The sequence below is a fragment of the Paenibacillus mangrovi genome (assembly GCF_022898935.1).
GTDB lineage: Bacteria > Bacillota > Bacilli > Paenibacillales > Paenibacillaceae > Paenibacillus_AQ > Paenibacillus_AQ mangrovi.
Genome location: NZ_JALIRP010000008.1, coordinates 271,464 through 289,884 on the forward strand (window position 1 = coordinate 271,464; position 18,421 = coordinate 289,884).

General features: G+C 51.2%; 14 protein-coding genes and 1 riboswitch. Of the genes, 4 read left to right on the forward strand and 10 right to left on the reverse strand.

Annotated features, from left to right (window positions below; all coding sequences use genetic code 11):
* Positions 1-4: 4 nt before the first annotated feature.
* The 7 genes from MUG84_RS20055 to MUG84_RS20085 form a co-directional block, all read right to left on the reverse strand.
* A complete protein-coding gene (locus MUG84_RS20055) occupies positions 5-841 on the reverse strand; it encodes an ABC transporter permease (RefSeq protein WP_244728136.1) in 837 nt (278 codons plus the stop codon).
* A 1-nt stretch (position 842) separates the two neighbouring features.
* A complete protein-coding gene (locus MUG84_RS20060; RefSeq protein ID WP_244728138.1) occupies positions 843-1,853 on the reverse strand; it encodes an ABC transporter permease in 1,011 nt (336 codons plus the stop codon).
* Between the two features lie 114 nt (positions 1,854-1,967).
* Positions 1,968-3,809, reverse strand: a complete 1,842-nt coding sequence (locus tag MUG84_RS20065) for an ABC transporter substrate-binding protein (protein ID WP_244728140.1) — start codon at positions 3,807-3,809, stop codon at positions 1,968-1,970.
* Positions 3,810-4,097: 288 nt separating this feature from the next.
* Positions 4,098-5,048 carry a DMT family transporter gene (locus MUG84_RS20070; RefSeq protein ID WP_244728142.1) on the reverse strand — a complete coding sequence of 317 codons (951 nt, stop codon included), beginning with the start codon at positions 5,046-5,048 and terminating at the stop codon, positions 4,098-4,100.
* 128 nt (positions 5,049-5,176) lie between these two features.
* Positions 5,177-5,341: riboswitch (FMN riboswitch) on the reverse strand.
* A 165-nt stretch (positions 5,342-5,506) separates the two neighbouring features.
* Positions 5,507-6,526 (reverse strand): S-layer homology domain-containing protein, encoded by a 1,020-nt coding sequence (locus MUG84_RS20075; RefSeq protein ID WP_244728259.1) that lies wholly within the window; start codon positions 6,524-6,526, stop codon positions 5,507-5,509.
* 86 nt (positions 6,527-6,612) lie between these two features.
* On the reverse strand, positions 6,613-9,993 hold the full coding sequence (locus tag MUG84_RS20080) for a DUF6359 domain-containing protein (protein WP_425313246.1): 3,381 nt from the start codon (positions 9,991-9,993) through the stop codon (positions 6,613-6,615).
* Positions 9,994-10,299: 306 nt separating this feature from the next.
* Entirely contained in the window at positions 10,300-12,330 is a 2,031-nt protein-coding gene (locus tag MUG84_RS20085) for a bifunctional 2',3'-cyclic-nucleotide 2'-phosphodiesterase/3'-nucleotidase (protein WP_244728144.1), read from the reverse strand.
* 350 nt (positions 12,331-12,680) lie between these two features.
* On the opposite strand from MUG84_RS20085, the gene MUG84_RS20090 reads away from it, so the two are divergent.
* From MUG84_RS20090 to phnE (MUG84_RS20105), 4 genes are all read left to right on the forward strand, one after another.
* A complete protein-coding gene (locus MUG84_RS20090; RefSeq protein ID WP_244728263.1) occupies positions 12,681-13,640 on the forward strand; it encodes a phosphate/phosphite/phosphonate ABC transporter substrate-binding protein in 960 nt (319 codons plus the stop codon).
* Between the two features lie 133 nt (positions 13,641-13,773).
* The gene (gene phnC, locus MUG84_RS20095) at positions 13,774-14,541 is read left to right on the forward strand and encodes a phosphonate ABC transporter ATP-binding protein (RefSeq protein ID WP_244728146.1); all 768 of its coding nucleotides are present in this window, start codon (positions 13,774-13,776) and stop codon (positions 14,539-14,541) included.
* Complete coding sequence (phnE, locus tag MUG84_RS20100) at positions 14,541-15,353, forward strand: phosphonate ABC transporter, permease protein PhnE (RefSeq protein ID WP_425313247.1); 813 nt, start codon at positions 14,541-14,543, stop codon at positions 15,351-15,353. The genes phnC and phnE (MUG84_RS20100) overlap by 1 nt, the downstream gene beginning before the upstream one ends.
* Positions 15,350-16,168 carry a phosphonate ABC transporter, permease protein PhnE gene (gene phnE, locus MUG84_RS20105; RefSeq protein ID WP_244728151.1) on the forward strand — a complete coding sequence of 273 codons (819 nt, stop codon included), beginning with the start codon at positions 15,350-15,352 and terminating at the stop codon, positions 16,166-16,168. Before phnE (MUG84_RS20100) ends, phnE (MUG84_RS20105) begins: the two co-directional genes overlap by 4 nt.
* A 148-nt stretch (positions 16,169-16,316) precedes the next feature.
* Here the strand turns inward: phnE (MUG84_RS20105) and MUG84_RS20110 are convergent, their stop codons facing one another.
* The 3 genes from MUG84_RS20110 to MUG84_RS20120 form a co-directional block, all read right to left on the reverse strand.
* Positions 16,317-16,589 carry a hypothetical protein gene (locus MUG84_RS20110; protein WP_244728153.1) on the reverse strand — a complete coding sequence of 91 codons (273 nt, stop codon included), beginning with the start codon at positions 16,587-16,589 and terminating at the stop codon, positions 16,317-16,319.
* Between the two features lie 17 nt (positions 16,590-16,606).
* Positions 16,607-17,890, reverse strand: a complete 1,284-nt coding sequence (locus tag MUG84_RS20115) for a Tle-like phospholipase domain-containing protein (RefSeq protein ID WP_425313248.1) — start codon at positions 17,888-17,890, stop codon at positions 16,607-16,609.
* Positions 17,891-17,975: 85 nt separating this feature from the next.
* Positions 17,976-18,257, reverse strand: a complete 282-nt coding sequence (locus MUG84_RS20120; RefSeq protein WP_244728157.1) for a hypothetical protein — start codon at positions 18,255-18,257, stop codon at positions 17,976-17,978.
* Positions 18,258-18,421 lie beyond the last annotated feature (164 nt).

Consider the following 18,421-nt stretch of genomic DNA (forward strand, 5'->3'; position numbering starts at 1 on the left):
GCGATCAGCTCCTTATCTTCGGATTGAATATTTCATCCATCCCCGTGTTCATCATGTAGAGGGAAAACGTGATCAGCGCGATGGACAGCGCGGCCGGAATAAATGCCCACCATGCCCCTGCCACCGGTGCTTCAAACACCAGTGCCCAGTTCATGATGATGCCAAGCGAAATCGTATTGTACGGTCCCAGGCCGAGCATGGAGATCGACGCCTCCGATAGGATGCCTGACGCAGTCTGCAGCACAAAAGCCATGACGACGTAAGACGCGATATAAGGGAGAATCTCAAATACGATGATCTTGGGCGTGCTGTGACCGGATATTTTGGCGATATGGACATGGTCCCGGCCCCGGAGCGAAGTGGTCTGCGCCCTTACAGCCCTCGCGGTCCACGGCCAGCTGGTAATACCGATGATGATCGCCGTGACCAGCGAGCTGCGGGAATTGATGCTGACCGAGATAAGAATCAGAATGACGAAGGATGGAATGACGATAAAAATATTCGTGATAGCAGTCAGGATGTTATCGACGATACCGCCGATATATCCAGAGGCAAGACCGATAATGAGACCGATCACGGTGGCGAATACACCGGCGATCAGGCCTACCCGGATGGATGTCTGAATGCCGTACATCAGCTCCAGAAACAAATCCCTCCCGAAGTTGTCCGAGCCGAGCCACAGATTGGCATCCGGCGGCTGAAAGGCCAGAGCGATCATCTCTAGCGGGTCCTTCCGATTGATTTGCGGATAGATCAGCACAAGGGCCAGCATCAGCAGGAACAGGATCGCGCCGATCATGAACTTGGGCGACTTTAGGAGAATAACGAAGGAATTTTTCATCTTACTCTTCCTCCATTTGCGCAGCTTTGATTCTTGGGTCAATCAGTCCGTAGATCATGTCGATCGTAAAATTGGCCAGCAGCACGGTCACGGCAATGAGAAGCGTACAGCCGGAGATCAGCGGATAATCCAGCTGCCGAATCGCCGTGAACATCCAAGTGCCCAGGCCCGGGTAACTGAAAACAATTTCACAGATGAGCGAGCCGCCCACCATGGTGCCGATCGACAGAGCCAGTCCCGTAATTTGCGGAAGCATGGCGTTGCGGAACACATATCTCGATATTTTCGAATCCCGGATGCCGAGCAACTTAGCGTAAAGCACATAGTCGGCATTCAGCTCATAAATGGACATCTCCCGCATCCCGATCGCCTGTCCGCCGATCGTGACCAGTACGATGGAGAGAAACGGCAGCGTATGATGCCTGATGACCGAGCCTATAAAATCGAGGCTGAGTCTTGGAACCATCTGAAAATCATACCCGCCCGACAGCGGGAACCACCCCAGCGTGAGGGCGAACAGATACAGCATAATAATGGCAAGCGTGAAAAAAGGAATCGAGTTGATAAACAGCGCCACCGGAAAAATGACTTTGTCGAATACACCCTTCTTATAAGCGGCAACCGCGCCGAGAAGGTTACCGAGGATCCATCCCACCAGGATAGCAGGCAGCTGCAGGCCGATGGTCCAAGGTATGGCAGACGTCAAAATATCCGTTACCTTCTTCGGATACAAGCCGAAAGAAGTTCCGAGATCCCCTATGAACAGGTTTTTAATATAGATCACGAACTGCTCCCACATCGGCTTGTCGATGCCGAATTCCTTCATGAAAGTCTCATAGACACGCTTGATCGTGTCGCTGTCCGTCATGCCCTTGGACATTTGCGATACGATCAGGCTCACGGGATTGCCTTCAATCATGCGCGGTAGAAAAAAGTTAAGGGCGATAGCAATCACGAGGGTCATCAGGTACCAAAACAGCTTTTTGAAAAAATATCTCGAATAGGCGTTCAAGAAGCTCCCCCCTTCAGACGGTCCGGCAAAATGCGAATAGTGATGCAGCCAGTGAAAGAGAGCCCGCATAAGGAGTGGATGTTGCGCTGCCTCCTTATGCAGGCCGCCCTGCCATCAGTTATGAATCTGGTACAATGCCCGGATGCCTGCGCCATCCATGGCGATTTGCGGAGGAATATTGCTGCCGTCCCCTTCAACCGGGAAGCCCTTCCATACCGACTCATTCACGGTATGGAATAGCCATGGCCGGTACATCAGCGGCACCGAAGGAATATCGGTCAGCCAAATTTTCGTCAGTTCGGTGTACAGGGATTTCAGCTGCGCTTCATCAGAGATGGTAGGGATTTGGTCGATAATCTGATCGGCTTTGTCGTTTTTGTAGCGTCCCCAGTTCCAGAACGCCATTTCGCCGATCGGAGCCACCTTCTTGGAGTACATTATGTCATGCGCTCTGCTCCATGGTTGGCTCGGATTGACGCCGCCGGCAGGCGTGTTCATAATAATATCGAATTTGCCTGTCTGCAGATCATTCGTCCATACCGGAGCTTCAGGGAATTTAGTTCGAATTTCAATGCCGATCGCCTTAGCGCTTTGTGCTACGATTTCCAGCGCGGCGTTCCAGTCGGACCAGCCATAAGGACATTCCACATCAAATGGACCGAGGCGGGTGCCGTTCAGGACGCGGATGCCGTCTTTGCCCTTCTTCGCTCCGATTTTGTCCAGCAGGTCGTTAGCGGCTTTTACATCCGTCGTCCATTGCAGTGATTTGATCGCGTCTTTATCCACGTATTTGGATTCCGCTTCGGTATTCAGTGTCAGCGAAGGCTCCATCGCGGCAGAATAGCCGCTCATTGCAAGATCCGAAATTTTCTTGTAATCGATGCTCATCGCAATAGCGCGGCGGACATCGACGTTGTCGATTCCTTTTTTGGACATGTTAAAGATAATGGACGGCATAGAGCCCGGAACATAATATGGAGCATCCTTCAGATAGGTTTTGATCGGAGCTCCATTCTTCCACATATTCCATACCTGCGGAATGAACTGCTGCGACACATCCACCTGACCGCTCTTGAATGCGAGGTCTCCGGCTGCATTGTCTTTGTAGATCACGTGTGTAATATATTTGGGAGCTGGCAGCTTGCCAAAAAGGGATTGACCCCAGTAATTATCGTCTCTGACAATCGTAATCTTCTGATCGTTGTAGAAGTACATTTTGTACGGACCCGTGCCAACCGGATCAGCGTTCACTTCCTTGCGGATGGCCGTCAGATCGTTGTTCGCTTTCTTCTCGATCTCTTCCCACATATGCTTGGGCAGCATCGGAATAATCTCAATGCTGTCAAGCACGGTCAGCTTATTCGGATTATCCTTGTTCAGCTTGATATTGACAGCGTTCGCACCATCAGCCGTTACTTCGGAAATATACGCCCAATAGCTGCTCCAGTTGATGTCATATTTCTTGCCGAGCTGATAGGTATATACAACATCATCCGAAGTGAACGGCTGGCCGTCGCTCCATTTGGCATCCTTGTTCAGCTCCACATGCAGCGTGTCGTCCTTCCACTCATACTTCGTACCAAGCAGCGGCTCGAGCGCGCCATTCAGCTCGTTAATCATAAAGAGCGTTTCATACACAAGTTCTCTGGAGCTGCCGTAGCTAATCGGAAAGGCCGAATTACCGCTCAGCAGGTTGAAGTTGGTCGGCGCCCCCCATTGCAGGCCGTTGATGTACAGCGTTTCATTTCTCGGCGTTTCCTTCGCATCGCCCTTAGCCGATTCCGCTGCAGGCTCCTTGGCAGGCTCTTTCGTCGATGTATCGGCCGGTGTCTTGTTCTCTTCCTGGGTCTTCGGTGGTTCGGTCGCCGATGGCGGCTGCACACTTTCACAGCCTGCAAAGAGAACCGCTGCCATAAATAAGGCGACCAGCGGCTTGGAAGCAAGTTTCAGCTTCATGAGAATTCCCCCATTCATCACATTCACACCTCATCTTCAAAAAGCTCCAGAATTTTAACTAAAACGCATTCTGGAAGCGCTTTCTTGTACAAATGTATGTCTGCCTCCGCAAATCATGACTGAAATATTTTAAGACTTGGGCAAACACAAAAAAGCTGTTCCACAGCATGATATGTTCCCTTTCGAGTAGCGGTTTACTTAATTAAACCTGTCTACTACTTTTAGGGGAGCATATCAGTGTGGAGACAGCCTTTGTAGACGTCTTTAAAAAAACTGCAACCCTTGCCTTTATGCCTCGCTTCTGCGTGAAATCACGAATAAAGCGGTCCAGATGAGTACGAATCCGCAGATCTGTGCAACGGTCACCATCTGATGAAATACGATCCAGTTGATGAGTACGCCAACCATCGGGAAGCTCAGCTCCGCAAGAGTCGCTACCGAAGCTTTCGTCGTCGTCAGGCCTTTATAATATACCAGCAGGCTGAGCAGCCCTGGAAGAAGAGCCTGCCCCAGCAGATTGAGAGACACAGCCGCAAGTGGTCCCGCACCTGTTGGGATTTGCCAAGGATCGCCTTGGTAGATCGTAATGCCGAGCAGAAGCGGCAGAGCCAAAATAAACCGCAGTGAAGTTACGGTCTCGTATTCCATTTTACCGACCATCAAACGGCCCATAACGGTAGAGCCGCCCCAGAGTGCCGCTGCGCCGAGGGAAAGCAAGCTTCCCACTGTCACAAAATCATTCACATGGCCAAAGGGGAACGTAAATCCGAAGGTCAGCAGGTACGTACCCGCGAGCGCCAAAACCAGCAGCCATCCGAACTGCTTCGGCAGCTTTTCCTTCAGCAGCATACGCGCCATGAGAATGGCGAAAATCGGCTGCAGCTTTTGCAGCAGAAGCACAGCGTTCAAATCCCCGTGAGTCAGTCCTTGGGTAAAGAGTATCGTTGCAATGGCTGAGCCGCCCCATGATAGGAAGAGCAGTGCGCCGATATGACTCAGTTTGAGACCTTTCATTTCAGAGCGATGTTTCCATAATACCGGCGCCATAATCAGCGCAATAATGATATGCTCCAGCAAGACAATCTGCGAAGGAGTGATATGCTCCTGGAGCAAAATAATTCGGAAGAGCGGATCCGCCCCCCATAATGCTGCACCGAGGACAACTAGCCAAAAGCCAGCTCTCGGACGATCCGCCTGCTTGCACGCGGCGGAATTCAACTTAATGCTTACGTTTCCCATTTTCTTGATCTCCTTGCCTGAATACGGAGTCAACATTGGAAAACCCCCGTTGATCGACTTTAATCGACACACCGGGGGCTGATCAAATAAGCCTGCCGAAATTGTAAAATTTCGCACAAACTTATTGCTTTGATCTTCTCCCATCCGGACTTTACCGTCGGCCCTGGAATCTCACCAGGTCAGTCGCTGCTTCAAACCTCAAAAACAGCGAGTCGCGGGCTTGACGTCTGTCTGCTTAATCGCAAAGGACGTTCACCGCCGGTCAGGAATTTCACCTTACCCCGAAGATCCATATTCATTTATTTTAGTATTTGTTAGACAGATCATACCATGATTTCACATCATCGTATGTTAAAGCCATCACATTGGTTACTTACGATAGTATAGCACATATCTCAGTGATGGTGTCGGATTTTTTATAAAGGACATTTTTCCATCCGATCAAAGGTTTGAATCGATTATTTTTGCTGCAGTAAAGCCAGAATAACGACAACAGCCTCCGCGCGCGTCGCATGTGCGCTTGGTGCAAACACATTGCCGCTTCTTCCATTCATGATCCCTTTCTCTGCTGCCTCCGCAGCATATGGCTTGGCCCAAGCAGGGATTTGGCTGCTGTCCGCAAACTTGAGGCTTCCGGATTCTTGCGGAGCTGCCGCTCCATTCAGCGAACGAACAGCCATAGCTGCCATTTCGGCGTGGGTAATCAGCTTGTTAGGTCCAAATGCGCCATTTTCATAACCGTTCATGATGTTCCGACTGACCGCCTCTTCCACATAGGATAGAGCCCAGGCAGGTATCTGCTTCGCATCCGTAAACTGCAGCGGCTGATGACTGCCTCCATCTGTTCCAATAGCACGAATCAGCATAGCGGCAAATTCAGCACGCGTCACTTCCTTGTTTGGCAGGAATGTACCATTGGCGTATCCGGTAATCCAGCCCTGCTGTACCGCTTGAAGAATAGCCGTATTCGCCCAATGACCTGTGATATCTTTCAAAGCGACATCGGTAGATGTTGAGCCTTCCTCTACTGTAATTACGGGTTTGATAGCCGTTCCCCCTGTGTTCAGCTTGGAATCTACCAGCTTGACGTCATGGAGCGAGAGCTGTGCTGCTCCGGTCTGCAGTCTCTTAAACTTAATGACAGCCAGTTGAAGCGTACCGTTATCTCCTGCGATTTTCCCTACCTTGGTATGAGCGATCCGGATCTCCCCGTTCTTGACGATCGGATCGATGGAAAAGCCGCTGGTGCCTGAAGAAGCGCTTTGATAGGCAAGTTTTTGCACATCGTATTTCAGCATGAAGTCGTAAGCGTACAAATCTTTAAGCTGTTCTCCGGTCACGACGACCGTAATTTCGTTTCCACTGACCGTTGATTTCATAGATATGGAAGGACCCGCATCCGCAGCCCATGCCTGCGTTCCTGAAGCAATCCATCCTAGCATGATCACAAATACGAGTATAGTGGCTATTTTTTTCACCAATGGGTTTCATCCTTTCAGACTGCAAATCGCAGGAAACAGCCTAAGGCTGCTTCCTGCGATTCGTTTTTTCAATAATATCGTTATTACTTCGTATACCAGTCACCGATAATCATTTGGGCTACAGCCGCCAGAGCACGGATCGAAATTTCCCCTTCGTTGAAGATGTCAGCCTGTGCCACACGACTCCAGTTGCTGTCAGTCGATTTAATGCCGAAGTATTTGGCCATAATGGACAGGTCCTGAACGGACACTTTGCCTGCACCTGGCACAAGCGTAATCAGCTTGGTCTGGAAGACTGCCACCGCACTATTCAGCGCGGAAACCGCAGTATCCACCTGCGACTGGGTAGCGGAAGCATTGTTTTTCACGGTTACGGCCGACTGGATCGCAGACTGCAGCGCTGTTTTGGCAGCAGCTGGATATTGTCCGACTTTGTCACCCGCAGCAGCGCGGTCATAGATGCTTTGTGCAGAAGCGATTACGGATGTCAGCACCGTTTTATCCGCCGGCTCGGATGGATACGGAATCACCGCATTTTTAAAGGTGTTCACCGCGCTTGTCAAAGCAGCCAGAGCCGTACCCAGCTGCTCTTGCGTTGCCGATGCATTGTTATATACAGCATTCGCCGCTTGAATGGCAGCCAGCAGGTCGGACTTCGCAGCAGCTGGATATTGTCCCGGATCCGTTCCGATCACCGCTTGATCAGCCAGTTTTTGTGCATTCTGAATGGCTGCCAGCAGTGCGCTTCGATCAACTGCTGTGACCTGAATATGAGCACTAGCAGCTCCTGTTCCGATTTCCTGCGAGGATCCGTCTGAAGATGCTGTAAACGAAGTCACGGACAAGTCGGCTGTACCGGAAGCATCCGCCTTCAGCTTGCCATGCAGTTTGAACAGCTCACCGCTGTCTTTTACCACATGTGCTTCCCCAGTGCTCGCCATCAGAAGGCGAATTTGGCCATCATTCGGCTTGATGCCCGTTGCGAGCAGGCTGAGACCCTCCCTGGAGGAAGTAATTGCATTCTCAGCGAGAATCAGATTCCCATCCTGATCCGTTTGTGTGTCGAACGTCATTTTGGATGGGTCATATTGAATGGTCACGTCCATCGCTGTGAATGTGTATGTCAGTTTACTGACACCAACAGACAGGTCAATAGATGATCCTGCAACAGCGGATGCCGGGCCTGTCAACGTAGCCGTATTATCGGCCTCGCTGCCTGGTGACGATCCTGCTGGACGGATATCGCCCGGATTCAGCAGTTTGAGCTGATATGCATTTTTAAATATTGAAGAAATACCGGTAATGTCGACCGCTGTTCCTTCAGGGAATGATTGCTTCAATATGTCTGCATTGACACCCGTACGGCTGTCTACGCGCACATGATTGGTTGTGCTGCCGTTAACCAGATCAAATTCGAGCGAGCCGGTTACGGTCGCATAATTGCGAACGGTAACATTTTTTAGCGAAATCAATTGCCCTTGGTTGCTGTCGTTAACTGAATCTTGAACGATAGCGACAGGAGCCGGAATATTGGCCTGATCATCCAGCTTGGCGACCTGAACATCATTCGTCAGCTCCACCTCAGAGTTGTAGATGGTCTTCTGGGCTGTGATTTTAATCTTGTCACCGACATGGTATCCCGTAGGCTTGCCCGGATATACATAGATGCCGGCCGTTCCGTCCTGCAGATAAAATCCATTCCCACCAAATACGCCCGGCTCGGATGTAATAACGCCTTGAACCGTCACATAGGTGTTATCTGCAGCCGTTCTAGCACTGGCAATCGTGGTCAAATCCGGAATGGTTATGATCGGACCGGATTCACCGGATCCATAGGCTCCGGCTTTATATGTGGATGGGTCGTACCATTTATAACCTGCTGCCGGTGTTGTCCATGGCTCGGTACCCGGAATTTCAGCCGAAGTGGCTGGGTCCTCGAGCGTTCCAAGCAGCGGGGTTGTTGAATCAAGCGTGATGCCTTGATTTTCAAAAGTTGTGTAATCTTCATGCATAGCTAGCCATTCAACGGTTTGAACGAGGAATACGGCATCTTGCCCTTCGTTCTTAAATCCGTCAAAGGTCGTTTTCTTGCCTCCGTTATCCTCACGGACATAAGCAGGACTGGAGTCCTCTACAGGGGAAGAGTCGCCAATGAATGCCGCCTTGCCTTTTTCCAGTTTGGAAATGGCTGCATACGGGCCCTCATCTACGCCACCGTTTTTGTATACACCGCCGGTAGGGAAATTTTTCTTGTCACTGTTTTCGACAGCGTTGTTCCATCCGGGAACATTTTTCGGTAGATATACGACGCCCTTGACCCGTTTCGGATCCAAAACGACGAGTGTCGAACCGCTGTGCATCTCAACGTCATTGACACCTGCCGTAATGCCGAAAGTTTGATCGTATTTCACGGTATCTGTCTTCGTCACGTCTCCAACGGAGTTATAGCGGAAACGGACGCCAAAGTTCTGTCCGAGCCAATCTGTGCTTGTTACGTCCTTCATAGCGCTGGAAGCGGCCTCTGCCGTCGGCATGCCTTTGGTTGAATCACCGAAAGCACCGCGGCGGTAGCCATTCATGACCTCCGAGGAATCCCAGCGGTTCAGGTTCCGGTCGGAGTTGTAATGGTCAGAGATGAAGAAGATACTGCCGCCTTCCTTCACGTATTGCAGCATCGCATCCTGTTCGGAAGCTTTGAAAGGAATGTTGGCTTCGCCAATGATAAACACGTCGTACTGCTTCAGTTTGCTGAGCGTAATGGCTGGATTATCGTAGGACTGGGCATTCATCGGAAGAGTTCTTTGAAGCGCATCGACCTGGAAATTTGCTTTTCTCAGACCGTCGGCAAAATCGGAGAAGGCCCCATCAATGACCCAGTCAGCGGCACCAGCGGTTTGACCATGAGTCTCGTCAAAAAGCACCTTTTTGCCGGTACCGTCCGGAAGCGTGGTCGGAACGCCGATATTTTCGCTGCCTGGATCGGCAGGATTACCTCCGCCGCCATTGCCCGGATCTCCGCCGCCGGATTCACCGGCCACGGTCATTCCCGTTGGACTCTTAATACCGGGCATGCCGCTGTATGCGGTCAATGTTCCTGTAACCTGAAGCTTTTTGCCCAGATTAGCCGGATTCGCTTTCAGCCCAACTTGGGAACGGTAGTTGTTGGACACTTGAACATCGATAAGCTTGTCTTTATTGGTTTCACTTGGGGAGTCTGCGATCAGCACATTCAGGTCATCCTGAAATCCTGAGAAGATAAGCTTGGAATTGTATACCTCGCCGACAATATAGCCTTCGACCGTTGCCGATTCTCCGCTGTTGTTCTTGGCAAGAGCCTGTGCCACAGTAAGTACAGAAGAAGCCGCCTGTGCCGGTATGTAGCCCAGCACGCTGGAAAAAATCAAAAACATTGCGAATAAAGAGCCCGCTAGCTTCCTGTTACGGATCTTCAAAGAATTGGCCATATTCATTCCTTTCGTTCCTCCTCAATTTCTATTGAAATTTCACGATCCCCTTAAAAGTAGCACCCATTTATTATTACAATTTGCTGAATCTGTAAAATCTTAACACATGTTCATAAGACCGCCTCCAGCACTATGGTAGTAGGATTTTATAATAGAAAATAGGGATCTCATAAGCGCCTTACTCCTTATTTTTGTAAAAAAATACAGAGGTCTCAGGACATCCTGAGCCTCTGTTTTTTGACAAAATATAGGATATGTTAACTATAGTAAATATGAAATCAGGTCCGCCCTGTCAGATCTTGTATATTAATATGGATACACTTTTTCCCGGGAAATAGCCGCGTTCACCGTATTTTGAACACTCAAATCCAGTCTGTAAATGCCATAACCCTGCTCATTAACCCGTCCCGTATACTCGATTTGCGGAAAATCGCTGATATATTTCACCGCATCCGGCGAGGAGGTAAAAGTGACATTCACCGGACGCGCAATAGGAACGAAGCTCCAATTATGGTCCGTGCGCCCGTCAAGGCAGCCCTGCTCGGCAATATAATCCATCAGCACCTGGCGGTTCTCATCCGCAGAATCCAGCACCAGCTCCGCCTCCCTTAGACCCGGAAAGTTCCCGCCTCCAAATACCCGGTAATTGCTCGACACTAGAATAAATTGCTGCTCCGGATCAACCGGCTTGCCTTGATAGCATAAATCTACGATTCTACCCGCGTTAACGTTATGCAGCGTCCCGTCCGGCTTGTATCTGGCTGGCTGGGTAACGTCCACCTGATACGCGATGCCGCCGATAACGTCAAAATTAAAAACCGCAAACAGCGGATTCAGCAGTGGCTGCTCTCCAGCTTCCTCCGGATCAATGCGGTTATACATGCCGGCAGCCATTTCAAGCCATTCCTTTACACCCGCCCCGTTCATTTTAACGCCCTTGATCGTGTTGTCGAACAAATACAGCTCCGTTGCGCTTTTGATAGCGACCGGGCCTGCAGGAATATCCGCATACTCTTTCGGTCCGTTCCGTCCCGCCTTAAACGGCGATCCCACCGACAGGACAGGAAGATGCTGCAGATGCGGCGCATAGGAAGCGATCCATCGGCGGGCATAAGCGCACTGCGCATGGTTCAGAAGCTGGACGGAGGCGTCCTCATGCACCAGGGAGAAATAGCTGTGCAACGGCGCTTCGACCCGCCCAATGGGAGCGTTCGCGTACAGGACCGTATTTTGGTGCACCTCCTGCAGCATTCTGGTGATTTCCAGTTCTGGCTCTGCAAGCTCGGTGCCACGAAGACGGTCATATACTTCGCGGATCATGGACTTTCCGTGTACCACCTGCCATTGTCCGTCCACCTGCTGCAGTGATAAATCAATGATACCAAGCTGCGCACCGCCATAACCAGCCTGCACGGCCGGCAGACCGTTGATGGTGCCCTCTTCCAGATGAACGGCAGGCAGCAGCGCCCCATTCTCATCTTTAAAAGATGGATTCAGCGAAGCGAAGTCCGGGGCGGGGAATATTTGATGCGTATGTGAAAACGTGATGGCATCAATGCCCGGCACCAGGCTGAGAGGCAGCACTGCATTTTCGGCATTACAGTCCTTCAGGGACACGCCAGCATCAAAGCCCGTATGGGCAAGCGCGATAATGACATCCGCCCCCTCCTCCTTCATTCGCGGGATCCATTCCAGTGCGGACAGCACCATATCCTTCACTTGAACCCTGCCTTCCAGATGAGCCGCGTCCCAGTCCAGAATTTGCGGAGGAATCAGTCCAATGAAGCCGACACCAACGTCATGATACTCTCCCCGGCTATCCATGCAGCTTTTCGTCAAAATAGCATACGGTGTGTAGCGGTTCACAGCATTTTCACTGCCAGATTCCTGTTCATGTACATATATATTCGCGTTTACATAAGGAAAATCTGCGCAGGCAATCACCTGATCCAGATAATCCATTCCGTAATTAAATTCATGATTTCCGAATGTCGCCGCATCATAACCCATCGCATTCATTACTTCAATAGCCGGATGGATGAAAGGCTCCGTTTCCGAAAAGATGGAGGAGTCGATCCGGGCGGCAAACGTCCCGAGCGGCGTGCCTTGGATCAGATCCCCATTGTCCACAAGCAGTGTATTCTCCACTTCCGCCCTTGCCTGCTTCACCAAGGTGGCTGTACGGCAAAGTCCCAGCGAAGGATCCTGCTGATCCCGGTAATAATCGTAATCCATCAGGCAGGAATGCACATCCGTCGTTGACATGATCCGCAGCTTCATGGTTGGCTCAGCGTCATTTTGCTTGTTCATCCCTCGTTCATCTTGAATGCCGTTCACCGTTCACCACTCCCTTTTAGAAAAACTTTCACTAAACGCAGCCCTCGCTTCTGCAAAAGTACGTTGATATACGTTTTTCTTTCCTCTATCTGTATTGATTACGCACATTATACCGCCCAAACGTTAAGCGGATGTAAAATCCTTCAAATCGCTTTTCTTCCATATATAGGTATGTGATCATTAAATCCCAGACGCCTCTAGATCACTTCCAGACCTCGTAAAAATTAACATACATTCAACAAAAGAAACCCATTGCGTTAACCCTAGTCCGATGAGCCTATGTTACGCTCGTTCCTGTCAGGCGGTATCACTCCTGAACAAAAAAAGAAAAGTACACGGAGGGGATCATGATGTTTAAAAAAGTACTGACCATCGGCATGACGCTAGCTCTTGCAGCCAGTCTTGCAGCATGCGGATCAAAAAGCGCCGGCAGCGGAGACACCGCATCAGGCACTGCGGAAGCAGCGTCTTCGGCTTATGTGCCGAAAGAGCTTAATGTACAATTTGTTCCATCTCAAAATGCGGATACGCTTGAAGCCAAGACAAAGCCTCTAGAGAAGCTCCTTGGCGATAAGCTCGGCATCCCGGTTCACGTGACCGTATCTCCCGACTACAACACCATTGTTGAAGCGATGGCCTCCAAACAGGTAGATGTCGGCTTCCTGCCTCCGAACGCTTACGTTCTGGCTCATGATAAGAAAAAAGCGGCTGATCTTCTGCTTCAAGCACAGCGTTACGGCGTGAAGGATGATACCGGTGAAGACACAACAGATAAAGTCGACTTCTATAAATCCATGATCGTGGTAAAGAAAGACTCTCCGATTCAAAGCCTGAAGGACTTGAAAGGCAAAAAAATCGGCTGGCAAAACGTTACTTCCTCCGCAGGCTATGTCTTCCCAGCGGCCGAGCTTAAAAAGGAAGGAATCGACCCGGACAAGGATGTGCAGGGCGTAACAATCAAAGGCCATGACGCTGCAATTATGGCGCTGCTGAACGATCAAGTGGACGCCGTAGCCGTGTTCCAGGATGCCCGTAATACAGTGAAAAAGGACGTTCCGGATGTATTTGAAAAAACTCGTGTCATCCACTACACCGCCAAAATCCCGAATGATACCGTAAGTGTTCGCAATGATATGGATCAAAGCTGGAGAGACAAGATCAGCCAGGCTTTCATCGATATCACCAATGATGCGGAAGGCGCGAAAGTCATTAAAGACATTTATACACATGTCGGTTATACTGCCGGCGATGACAAAAACTTCGATCCGGTTCGTGAATACGCAGAAGTTGTAGGCCAGGAAATCAAGTAAAGTCGTAACTTTTTAAAATCCATGCAGTAACTAGGGCAGCACCGTCCATGACGTTTAATGGCGGTGTTGTTTCCCATTACAAGTGATGAGGACACTTCAGCCTGTAGAAACCATAACAGAAAGTTGGTTTGGCATGATTGAATTTGATAAAGTATCCAAGGTCTATCCGAATGGAACGGTCGGACTGCGCAATATTAATCTCACCATTCAAGAAGGGGAGCTTGTCGTCATCGTGGGTCTCTCCGGTGCAGGCAAATCCACCTTTTTGCGGAGCATCAACCGCCTAACAGACATATCTGAGGGAGAAATCCGCGTCAACGGCAAATCGGTGACCCGTGCCTCTGGCAGCCAGATTCGCCATATCCGGCGTGACATCGGCATGATCTTCCAAAGCTTCAATCTGATTAAACGGTCGACTGTGATCCGTAATGTCCTCTCTGGACGCGTCGGCTATCACTCCACGCTTCGGACCATGCTCGGCTGGTTCCCTAAGGAAGACGTTGATCTGTCCCTGAATGCATTGCAGCGTGTGAATATCCGGGAAAAAGCATACATCCGGGCCGATCAGCTCTCCGGCGGACAACAGCAGCGCGTATCGATTGCTCGCGCGCTGGCGCAGGAGGCACGGGTCATTTTAGCTGATGAGCCTGTCGCTTCCCTTGACCCGCTGACCACCCGCCAGGTGATGGACGATTTGAAGCGGATCAACCGGGATATGAATATAACCACGGTTATCAACCTGCATTTTATCGATTTGGCACGTGAATACGCAACGCGGATCGTCGGCCTCCGCGCCGGAGAAGTCGTGTTCGACGGAACGCCGGAGGAAGCAACCGATGAAGCCTTCGCGGAAATCTACGGCCGTCCCGTGATGCAGGATGAGCTACTGGGAGGGGCATGATGAAGACACCTGTTTCCACAGCTCCGATCAATCCAGCAGCGCCTGACCTTAGTCCGCCGCACAAATACAAACAGCTTGCCGGCTGGCTGGTACTCTTCGCCGTGCTGATCGCTTGTTCGATCCGGACGGATGTGACCCCTTACCAGCTTATCGTCGGGCTTCCGCAGATGGGCAGCCTACTGCAGGAAATGTTTCCGCCGGACTGGAGCTACCTGCCTACAATCTGGGGACCGATGATGGAAACCGTCCAGATCGCCATTCTCGGCACGACGCTGGGCGGGCTGCTGGCCATTCCGGTAGCACTGCTCTGCGCTTCGAATTTGGGGATCAGCCGCTTTGTCTCGCTGCCAGCACGCATGATGCTGAACCTGATCCGCACCATTCCCGATCTGCTGTTCGCGGCTATTTTCGTGGCGGTATTCGGCATCGGGCCTTTCGCGGGGATGCTGGCCCTGGTATTCTTCTCGTTTGGCCTGATCGCCAAGCTGACCTTTGAGGCTATCGAAGCCATTGATCCAGGTCCGCTTGAAGCGATGAGCGCCGTTGGCGCAAACCGGATGCAGATCATCATGTTCGGCGTTGTTCCGCAGGCTTTGCCTTACTTCATGTCTTATCTGCTGTATACCTTCGAGGTCAACGTGCGAGCCGCTTCTGTCCTCGGACTTGTCGGTGCAGGCGGCATCGGGCTGCTTCTGGACCGTGCGCTTGGGCTGTTCCGCTACGACCGGGCCTCAATCATCGTTTTGCTGACACTTGTGATTGTACTGGTCATCGATTATGGAAGCACGATTATCCGGAGGAAACTGCTATGAAAAATACGACGTCTGCCGCATCCGGAAATACATCCGGCTCCGTGCTTGGCTCCCGGATTCGTTTTGCGGTCATCACCCTGGTTGTCATCGCCGTTTACTTTTGGTCCGTCCAAGGGATACATTTTGAGGGAATCCAAGGAACGGCCGGAACCGTATCCAAATCCATATTGCAGGGGTTCCTGCATCCGGACTGGTCCTTCGTCTACATTCCGGAAGGCGAAGATTTGCTGCGCGGGCTGCTGGATACGCTGGTCATCTCCATTCTCGGTACGGTTGTCGCCACCGTAGTGTGTATTCCATTTGCTTTCTGGGCGTCCACGAATATGAGCCGCCATCTCGCCGTATCCGGCAGCGGCAAAATCGTACTGAGTGTCATCCGCGTATTTCCAGAGATTGTCGTTGCGATCCTGTTTATCAAAGCGGTAGGTCCCGGCTCTTTTGCAGGGGTGCTCGCGCTGGGCATCCATTCGGTCGGCATGCTTGGCAAGCTCTATTCAGAGACGATTGAGAGCATCGACCGGGGACCGCAGGAGGCGCTGATCGCCAGTGGAGCAAACCGGCTCCAAGTGCTGCGCTACGCGGTGCTGCCTCAAGTAATTCCGCAGTTCCTCTCTTATTCTCTGTACCGCTTCGAGATTAACATCCGCTCCGCGACCACACTTGGTCTGGTCGGAGCCGGAGGTATTGGTACACCGCTGATCTTTGCACTCCAAGTCCGCAACTGGAATCGAGTCGGTATTATTTTGCTGGGCATTATTGTACTGGTCATCTTAACCGATCTGGTCTCAGGCTGGGTGCGGAGACGGATTATTTAATCAACAAATCCAAGCGTCATTTCCTGCGCCTGCACAGCATCTCTGCCACGACAATCCGTGCGCATAGACATACAAAGAGGACTGTTCCTAAGGGTATCCCCCTGGCGGAACAGTCCTTTTGCATTTCTTAAAACGAGATCTCGAACGTTTACCGCATCTGATCCGCTTGCTTCATCAGTTCCACATACCTTATGAGCTCCGCTTTTTGCTGTTCAATCGATCGCACCCTCCCGGCCAGGCCGCTAAAAAAAGCTTCCACGAGCTCACGCGTGACGCCTGCAGACAAGCCAGTCCAGTCGTCCAGCCTTTGATAAAGACTTCTGGCCTCCTGCTCATCGGCTTGAATCCGGCCCAACAGCCAGCTAAGCTCGCGCTCGGCCTGCAGCAGGTCATCCAGTTCGACAAGGATTTCTCCGTTCAAGACATTCCCTCCCCTGCTTATCCCAGCAGTTTTCCGTTGTTAGACGCATCCGCCTGAATAAATTGCTCCGCCTTCAGCCGGATAAAGCCAAGAAACTCCGTCGTTTGCTGGACATGCCACTGCGTCAGCTCGTTAATCGAGGCATCCAGCTGCGCGACCAGCGGCTGCAGCCTGCGACTATGGCTGGAATGCATATACTTCATGAGCTTCGCTCTGATGGTCTGCAAGTCGGCGTGAACCTGCTGCGCACTCACGCTCCATTTTTCCGCGACGCTTCTGAGCTCCTCAGGCGTGACGCGGATCGTCCCGCCTCCGATCGTCCCGCCTCCGAGCCTGCCGCCCGCAGAGAAGCCAAACAACCCCAGCATTCGCGCCTGATCGGCAAAAGCCCCTCTCCAGCTCTCCATAATCCGGAACGATGCCGGCAGCCGCGGCGATCCGTTCACCAGCTCACCCGTCGCACCATCATAAAGCGGATTGGACAAATAGCCGTTCGCATCAAACTGATATTGCTTTAACCCGTGGTAATAAGGGCCACCCAGCGTATTCTTGGCTTTCTCAATGATGCCGACGTCCTTGTTCGCGTCCTCGTAATTCGAGTCAATGTAATAAGTCGAACCGACGTGACGGTCGAATCCGCCCAGCGTGCCGCTCGCAATGATGTCGCCCGGATGGGCGTAATTAGTAATCTGAGAGTCGTATTCTCCTGCCTCTGCCCGGCGTTTAGCCCACGGTGACAGGCTTCCCATAACTGAAGGCGCGCTGAAGGTAACGGCGGACAATCCGGTATAGGCCGCAGCATACTGCGCATTGGCACCACCAAGCGAGTGCCCGGTCAGGGAGAAATGCAGATCCTTATGCTTTTTTTGCATCTCCTTCGCATAATCTTCCGCCTGATATAGCTGTTTGTCCCCGTTAAAGGTTTTGTCCAGAAAGCGGTCCGCCTCACCGGCCCAATCCTTTACCTTAGTAATGCCAGTCTTATCCTCAATCGTTTGCACTGTATCGTCCCAAGGATATTTAACATGAAGGCTTTGGTCTATTTTGCGTCCCAGCTCCCGAACCCCTATGCCTCCGTCGGTGAGGTAATCGGGAAGAGAGTCCTTCAAGCCTTTCCCGCCCTCCGTTCCCCGGTATGCGATTACCGCTTGCTTCGTGTCCGGATTGTAGAAGGTAACGGCATCAAATCCCGACGAGTCGTCATTGGCCGGATTTTCAAGCACCTCCCAGCCCGGAAGCTCCTGCGGCTTGCTTCCCTTTTCAAGATCGGCGTAAGCGAGGTCCGACATTTTTTGGTACATCTCATCCGTAATTTCAGGCGCCTTGCTCAAACGTACTCCTCCCTTGCTGCTACTTCAGATTTCCGCTTTGCTACAGTGTTTTACCCTACTTGGCGAAAGGATTGATTCCTTTGGCGCGGATGGCCTTCTCAAGTTCCGGGCTCATCACGAAATCGGTCGTTTTCTTATCCTCGTAGTCGACCGATATGTTAAAGGTTTCGTCCGGGTGGCCGGTCACATGGCCTTTCATCATTATTTTCGGGGATATGTATTGGGCCAGCTTTTCTTGTTTCGTGATCTCCACATCCAGCCCGTATTCATCCTTGAAATATTGGATGGCGATCGTTTTGGCCTCCTGCACCTGGCTGGCATTGTCCGTTTTATCCATTTTTTGGCAACCTCCCAACAGCATCATCATGATCAGCATCATAAGAACGGTAGACCGGAATAACCGTGGTATGACCATCAGTCCTCTCTTACCCTTTTTTCTAAAATTAAACATGATCGGCCCCTTATAATCCAGACTCTGGAAAAAAATCAGGAGTATTTAAC

What these genes read in the sequence shown, in the direction of transcription:
- MUG84_RS20080 (WP_425313246.1), bottom strand. Translation starts at nt 9,993, where the DNA reads ATGGCCAATTCTTTGAAGATCCGTAACAGGAAGCTAGCGGGCTCTTTA.
- MUG84_RS20055 (WP_244728136.1), bottom strand. Translation starts at nt 841, where the DNA reads ATGAAAAATTCCTTCGTTATTCTCCTAAAGTCGCCCAAGTTCATGATC.
- MUG84_RS20090 (WP_244728263.1), top strand. Translation starts at nt 12,681, where the DNA reads ATGTTTAAAAAAGTACTGACCATCGGCATGACGCTAGCTCTTGCAGCC.
- MUG84_RS20120 (WP_244728157.1), bottom strand. Translation starts at nt 18,257, where the DNA reads ATGGATAAAACGGACAATGCCAGCCAGGTGCAGGAGGCCAAAACGATC.
- MUG84_RS20070 (WP_244728142.1), bottom strand. Translation starts at nt 5,048, where the DNA reads ATGGGAAACGTAAGCATTAAGTTGAATTCCGCCGCGTGCAAGCAGGCG.
- MUG84_RS20065 (WP_244728140.1), bottom strand. Translation starts at nt 3,809, where the DNA reads ATGAAGCTGAAACTTGCTTCCAAGCCGCTGGTCGCCTTATTTATGGCA.
- phnC (WP_244728146.1), top strand. Translation starts at nt 13,774, where the DNA reads ATGATTGAATTTGATAAAGTATCCAAGGTCTATCCGAATGGAACGGTC.
- phnE (WP_425313247.1), top strand. Translation starts at nt 14,541, where the DNA reads ATGAAGACACCTGTTTCCACAGCTCCGATCAATCCAGCAGCGCCTGAC.
- MUG84_RS20115 (WP_425313248.1), bottom strand. Translation starts at nt 17,890, where the DNA reads ATGTACCAAAAAATGTCGGACCTCGCTTACGCCGATCTTGAAAAGGGA.
- phnE (WP_244728151.1), top strand. Translation starts at nt 15,350, where the DNA reads ATGAAAAATACGACGTCTGCCGCATCCGGAAATACATCCGGCTCCGTG.